Below are 6,767 nucleotides of genomic sequence, written 5' to 3'. Positions count from 1 at the left end.
GTGGTAGGGCCCGAACGTCGAGCCCACTCGCGAGTCTGATGCCTCGCTCATTGATGATCCTCCTCAAACAACCCGAATCCCGCCGACACTATCAACCGCCCCCAGGTAGCGCATTGAGAGCAACCACCGAATTCAGCAACCATGACGGTAATCGGGCCGGTGGGAGCTTGCCAATAAGACTGCCAATACCGTCAGCCAAAAAACCACACATCTTGCCGTGCGTGAACGGTACCGGTCGGGTCCGACAAACAGTTGGATGACCACCGGTCGTGAAAAGTCTTGTGGCAACGGCCACCCCGCAACTTGGACGCCAGCTGGCCAGCCGCGGCCCGCAACAAGCCGGCCGGCCGCCTGCCCCTGTCTCCAAAAGCGTCAAAAACTTTGTGCCCGTTGCCCGTTGATGTGGCCGCCGGCCGGTGCGTCAGGCCTGGGTGTGCGCGGCAATCTGAAACGTGAATTCGTGATCGCAGATCCGGATGTGGTCGCCGTCGTGGATGGTGGCGGCGGTACGGATGCGCTGGTGCCGCACGTGCACACCGTTGGACGAACGCAGGTCGTTGATGATGTAGTTGGTCCCGGTATCGACGATGACGGCATGGTGGCGGCTGACGTTCGCGCTGTCCAGGACGATGTCGTTGTCGCTGAGACGGCCGATCCGGGTCGCCGCCGAGCGCAACGGGTAGTCGCGTCCGGTCGCAACGTCATGCAGGTAGGCGGCGACCTTCTGGGTGGCGGCCATGGTGCGCTTGTCGAGCACCGTGACGGTTCCGACCGCGGTCACTTTGGCGTTTTGCTTCACGTCGAGGGTTTCCTGCCGCAGGATCCGCTCGTTGAGTGCCCGCAGGGTGGGGCCGGGATCGATGCCGAGGTCGTCGGCCAGGGTCGTCTTGACCCGTCGATAGGCGTTCAGGGCGTCGGACTGGCGGTCGGTCAGGTAGTACGCCGTGATCAACTGCGTCCAGAGCGGCTCCCGGTAGGGGTGTTCCACCACCAGCGCCTCGAGTTCGGTGATCACCGCCGACGCCCGTCCGCACGCGATCTCCGCCTCGGCCTTGGCGGTGTGCGCGATGATCTTGTCCTCGACCAGGGCGGTGGCGAACGAGTCGACGAACTGAAAGTCCCGCAGGTCGTCGAGCACCGGTCCGCGCCACTCGCTGAGCGCAGCCGACAGGTGCCGACTGGCCTCCTCGAAACGGCCCGCCGCGGCGGCGTGAACCCCGGCCGTCTTCTCGGCGATGAAGCGGCCGAGATCGCAGGTGTTTTCCGGGATGGTCAGCCGATAGCCCGGCGGCGCCGCGGCCAGGACCAGTCGTGGGTCGACTCCGGCGGCGCTGACCAGCTTGCGCAGATTGGACACGTAGGAATGGATACTGGCGCGCGCGCCGGACGGTGGCCATTCGTCCCAGAGCGCCGTGATCAGCGTGTCGACGCCGACCGGGCGGTTGCGGTTGATGACCAGCATGGCCAGCACGGCCCGCTGCTTGGGTGTGCCCAGCCCCACCAGAGTGCGGTCAATGCTCATCTCCAGCGGTCCGAGCACACCGAATTCGAGATGTTTGTCCACCATCGCGCTACCAGCCATTCCGGGTCCTCTGCGGCATTCCGATGCCTTCCGAACAGCGAGGTGCCAGTACGGCGACCTTCCTCATCATTGTGTCTTGGACGTTGCGGGTCCCGTCACGGCGGGTCCCGCATCGCTTGTCATTCTGAAGCATTGTGGCGCGAAGTTCGTGGATCCTCGCCCACCCGGTCGGGCACGTCGCCCGAAATCGGCGCCGTATCGATCCGCGAAATGCCGTTGCCGCCAAAGCGATCATCGGACGCCGAGTCGAATTGCGTTGGTGCTCATGCTGACCCGCACTCACTTGACGGTTGCGCCGGTGACCACCAGGAAGAATCGGCTGGTGGCCCAGGCCCTGGTGAACAGGCCCAAGGGGATCTGCTCGTCGCGCCCGTTCTTGTTGCCGCTGTCATTTAGGTGCACCACGCCGTTGCCGGTGTCGACACCGGTCACCACCACCGCGTGGTCGGCTACCGGGTTGCCGTCGTCATCCTTGCTGTCGATGGGCTCACCCCAGATCATTTCGGCGTTGACGCTGACGATGACCGCGTGCCCATTGCCGAGGTACTCCTCGAGAGCCTGCATCCCCGTGGCGACCCCGTTGTTCGCCGCCTCGTCCTGATCGGTCGTCTTCGCCCCGATGCCGTAGCTGCCCAGCAATGCCGGGATGTCCAGCCGGCTGGTGCCGTTGCCCGAATTCGGGTTCTGCGGGTCGGCCGGTGGGATGTAGATGGAGCCGGGGTGTCTGGTGCTCGGCGTGGACTGGGCCACTTTGATGATGGCGCGCTCGGAGGGCTCCGCACCGGTCATTTGACCGATCACGTCGGCGCTGGCCATCAGCACGCAGTCGTCGTATTTCTGGTAGCGCCACCACTTGGCGGCTGCCGCGGGATTGCCGTACATGGTGCGCTCCGCGGACGCGTCGGCGGGGGCGGCCAGTCCCAGGACCAGCGCGCCCGTCACCAGTGTCAGCAGGCCGGCCTTGGCGGCGGCGATCTTGTTGCTCATGGAGAAAGGTTCGAGGCCAGACCTGGTTGTTATCTCCAGAAATTCTTGGAGCGATCGGGTGGCGGTGCCCAGCCGCCGTGCGGTGACAAAACAGCGGGCAGCCAACCCAATTGGGTGGCTGCCCGCCGATTGCTCAGATCACTTGTGCGTTTCCTGCGTGACGGTCATGAAGTTGTTGCTGGTGGCCCAGGCCTTCACGAACACCGCCATCGGGATCTGCTCGTCGCGGCCGTTCTCGTTGCCGCTGTCGTTGAGGTGCACGACGCCGTTGGCGGTGTCGACTCCGGTCACCACCACCGCATGGTCGGCACGCGGTTGGCCGTCGTTGCCGCGGTTCTCGATCGGCTGGTTCCAGATCATCTCGGCGTTGAGCCCGACGATGACGGCGTGGCCGCTGCCGAGGTACTGCTCCAGAGCTTCCATGCCGGTGGCGACCCCGGTCTTGCCGGCGTTGTCCGCGTCGGTGTTGGTGGCGTGAATTCCGTAGTGCGCCAGCAGTGTCGGCAGGTCGTCCGGGTCGGTGCCCATCCCTGAGTTGGGGTCGTTCTTGTCGGCGGGCTTGACGTAGATCGAACCGGGGTGTGACACGCTGGGGGTGCTCTGGGCGACCTTGATGATGGACCGCTCGGAGGGGAGCTTGCCGGTGATCTGCCCGACCACGTCAGCGCTGGACATGATGGCGCAGTCGTCGTATTTCTGGTGCCGCCAGTACTTGGCGGCGGCGGTCGGGTCGCCGTACATGGTGGAGCCCGCCGAAGCTTCGGCCGGCCCGGCGAGTCCCAGCGCTACCACTCCGGCAACGGTGGCCAACAACGCGGTCTTTGCGATCGAGGAGATCCTCAGCCTCATCATGGTCTTGTCCTTTTCTCGTGAAGTGCTCGCTCCGCTTTCCGCGGACGGCCTGTTGAGAAAAGGCTCTGACGTTGGCCTATCTGTTATCTCTACGAATTCTTGAAGTGATCAGCTGACTGCGGCGGATCCTCAGTTGCAGGCCCAGGTGTCGATATAGCTGCCGGGGAGCTTGCTCAGCGCGTCTTTCATGGCAGCGCTCAGGTCGGGCCCCACTCCACCCTTGTAGTCGTGGTCTTTGGCCGCGACGGCGCCGCAGCCGGTGAAGGTGGTCAGTACCTTGCAGTCGGGGTAGCCACACGATTTCACCGCCGTCGCCTCGGCTGCCGCCTTCGTGGGATACGCGTGCGATCGTCCCCAGGAACCGTTGCCGGAGTATGCGATCGCGCCGTAGGAATCGGCCGCCGCAGCGGTGGGGGCCAGTGCTACCGCCAGGGCGGCGGCGGTGGCCACGCGGACAGCGGCGACCGCTAACCGCTGCCGACGGGTGGTCGTCGTCATGCGAAGTCCTACCTTTCCGAGTGCCGGCGCTAGACTGGCTTGGTTGCGGTGACCTGTTTGCCCCAGTCGGACAAGGTCAACGTCACCGAAGTGTTTGCGGTGGGGGAGATCTTGATCTGCACCAGGTGGGAGGAGCCGTCTGACGCGGTCCACACGGTGGTCGGCACTGTCGAGACGTTCTCATCTGTCACCCGGGTGCCCGCCAACGTCGCGATGTCGCTCGCGGATGAGTTTCCGGTGATTTTGGTGGTCGCGACGCCGTTCACCTGCTGGCTGCCCGCCACCGCACCATTCTTGAGGTTGGCCAGCAGGTTGGCCAGGCCCTTGTCGGGATCCAGCAGCACCGAGACGTGGTAGATCGAGGCGCCGTTGCCGAAGTCGGTGTAGGAACCCGGTTGTCCCAGGTCCGAATAGAGATGCCCGTCGACGAAGACGAAGTGTGCCTCTTCGCTCCTGCTGCCCACCAGTACCGTGGCGACGCCGGTGGCGACGGTCTGGGGAGTGTTGGAGACATCGCCCTCGAGCTTGGTCACCCGGATATTGGGGATGTCGCCTTCGACGGCGACGCTCACGTGCATGCCGGTGGTTTTGCGCATCACGTCGGCGGCCTGCTTGAGCAGGGTCGCGGCTTCACCGCTGGTGGCATTGGCCGTGCTGCCCGGGGATTTGGCGCCGTCGGTGGCCTTTCCGCCGCATCCGCCGACCACGAGTACGACGGCCAGGGCGGCAGCTGCGGCGGTGAGCAATCGTTGCCGGAAGGCGTGAGGCGGAAGCTTCATCGACATCTCCTAATGTTGGCCCACAGCTGTTTCCTGCATAGTCATCGCCGCGCCCGACAGTCAACAGCCGACCACTGAGCTTAGTGAGCCGCTGCCGGGGTGTGGCCGAATCCGCTTGTTCGGCAACTCGTTTTGCGGCAGCGCCGATCATCGTAGAACCGTGTGGCAACCAACGGTCAGGCCAGCGTCATCTCGTAGTAGGCGCTGCGCGCGGCCAGCAGTGCGGCGTGGCTGCCTTGTTCCACGATCCTGCCCGCCTGCACGACGACGATCCGATCGGCATCACGGATCGTCGAAAGGCGATGGGCGATAATAAAACTCGTTCGGTCGCGGCGGAGTTCGCCGGTGGCTCGCGCGATGAGCAGCTCGGTGCGGCTGTCGACCGAGCTGGTCGCCTCGTCCAGAATCAGCAGTTGCGGGCGGGCAAGGAACGCCCGGGCGATCGTGATCAGCTGTTTTTCGCCGACGCTGATGTTGCCCCCGCCCCCGCTGATCTGGGTCTGATAGCCGGCCGGCAGGGTGTGCACGAACCGGTCCACGTAGGCCGCCTCGGCCGCGGCCACGATTTCGGCCTTGGTCGCATCCGGGCGGCCGTAGGCGATGTTCTCCTCGATCGTGCCGTCGAACAGCCAGGTGTCCTGCAACACCATGCCGATCCGCGAACGCAACGCATGCCGGTTGAGGGTGGCGATATCCACGCCGTCGATCAGGATGCGGCCGGAGTCGACGTCGTAGAACCGCATCAGCAGGTTCACCAGGGTGGTCTTGCCGGCACCGGTCGGCCCGACAATCGCCACCGTGCTACCCGGTTCGGCCACCAGCGACAGATCGTGGATCACCGGGTGGCCGGGGTGGTAGGCGAATCTCACGTGTTCGAACTCGACCCGTCCCGGTCCCGTCGGGGTTTCGATTTCTGTTGCGGGATCCGGGGGCTCTTCGGGCTCGTCGAGCAGCTCGAACACCCGCTCGGCGCTCGCCACGCCGGACTGCAGGGTGTTGTACATCCCGGCAACCTGACCCACCGGAGTGTTGAACTGGCGCACGTACTGAATGAACGCCTGGATGCTGCCGAGCGTGATCTGCCCGGCGGCGATCTGCAGGCCGCCGATCACGGCGACGGCCACGTAGCCCAGGTTGCCGATGAACCCCGTTACCGGCCCGACCAGTCCGGAAAAGAACTGGGCGCCGAAGCTGGCCTGGTAGACATCGTCGTTGAGTTGGTGGAACTGGGTGAGCGCGGCGTCCTGGTGGCCGAAGGTCTTGACCACCGTGAATCCGCTGTAAGTCTCTTCGATGTGGGCGTTGAGCCGGCCCGTGCTGGCCCAGTGCGCCATGAACAGCCGTTTCGAACGGCGGGTGATCGCCCGGGTGGCCCACAACGAGAGCGGAACGGTGCACACGGTGATCAGTGCGAGCAACGGCGAAATCCAGACCATCATGAACAGCACGCCGAGCACGGTCAGAATCGACGTCACCAGTTGGCTGATCGTCATCGACAACGACGTCTGCATGTTGTCGATGTCGTTGGTGACCCGGCTGAGCAGTTCCCCGCGCTGTTGTCGGTCGAAGTACGACAATGGCAGGCGGTGCAACTTGTCCTCGACATCGGCGCGCAGCCGGGTGATGGTTCGCTGCACGGTGACGTTCAACAGTCGCGCCTGACCCCAAAGCATCGCCGCGACAACAAGATACAGGCAGAAGGCCAGGATCAAGGTGCGCGCCACCGCGCCGAAGTCCACTCCCTGACCCGGTACCACATTCATCCCGGAAAGCAGGTCGGCAAAAGCCGTGTCGCCGCGCGCCCGGGCCTCGGCTACGGCCTGGGCCTTGGTGACACCCGACGGCAACCGGCGGCCGACCACGCCGTTGAACAGCAGATCGGTTGCGTGCCCGAGAATCCGGGGAACCATCACCCCGATGGCGGTGCCGGCGATCCCGAGCGAGATGACGGCGAGGCTCAGCCGGCGATGCGGGGACAGCCGTCCCACCAGCCGACGTGACGACCCCCAGAAATCGCGCGAGCGCGTGTCGGGCGGCGCCGGGGCGGCGCCGCGTGGGCGGGTGGCCAT

General features: G+C 65.1%; 6 protein-coding genes. All 6 read right to left on the bottom strand.

From position 1 onward, the window contains the following. Positions 1-421: 421 nt before the first annotated feature. The 6 genes from embR to AC5Y7D_RS26995 all read right to left on the bottom strand — a co-directional run bounded on the left by embR (position 422) and on the right by AC5Y7D_RS26995 (position 6,767). Entirely contained in the window at positions 422-1,582 is a 1,161-nt protein-coding gene (embR, locus tag AC5Y7D_RS27020; RefSeq protein ID WP_499928896.1) for an ATPase/transcriptional regulator EmbR, read from the bottom strand. Between the two features lie 279 nt (positions 1,583-1,861). Beyond that, a complete protein-coding gene (locus AC5Y7D_RS27015; RefSeq protein ID WP_499928894.1) occupies positions 1,862-2,569 on the bottom strand; it encodes a C39 family peptidase in 708 nt (235 codons plus the stop codon). A 138-nt stretch (positions 2,570-2,707) separates the two neighbouring features. Continuing rightward, on the bottom strand, positions 2,708-3,421 hold the full coding sequence (locus AC5Y7D_RS27010; RefSeq protein ID WP_499928893.1) for a C39 family peptidase: 714 nt from the start codon (positions 3,419-3,421) through the stop codon (positions 2,708-2,710). A gap of 129 nt (positions 3,422-3,550) precedes the next feature. Further along, positions 3,551-3,919 (bottom strand): DUF4189 domain-containing protein, encoded by a 369-nt coding sequence (locus AC5Y7D_RS27005; RefSeq protein ID WP_499928891.1) that lies wholly within the window; start codon positions 3,917-3,919, stop codon positions 3,551-3,553. 29 nt (positions 3,920-3,948) lie between these two features. Continuing rightward, positions 3,949-4,698, bottom strand: a complete 750-nt coding sequence (locus AC5Y7D_RS27000; protein WP_499928888.1) for an LppX_LprAFG lipoprotein — start codon at positions 4,696-4,698, stop codon at positions 3,949-3,951. 176 nt (positions 4,699-4,874) lie between these two features. Continuing rightward, positions 4,875-6,767 carry an ABC transporter ATP-binding protein gene (locus AC5Y7D_RS26995; protein WP_499928907.1) on the bottom strand — a complete coding sequence of 631 codons (1,893 nt, stop codon included), beginning with the start codon at positions 6,765-6,767 and terminating at the stop codon, positions 4,875-4,877.

This window comes from Mycobacterium sp. NGS49, from assembly GCF_059812565.1.
Note: the sequence above shows the minus strand (reverse complement) of the source record. Positions and strands in the feature narration are given on the sequence as shown.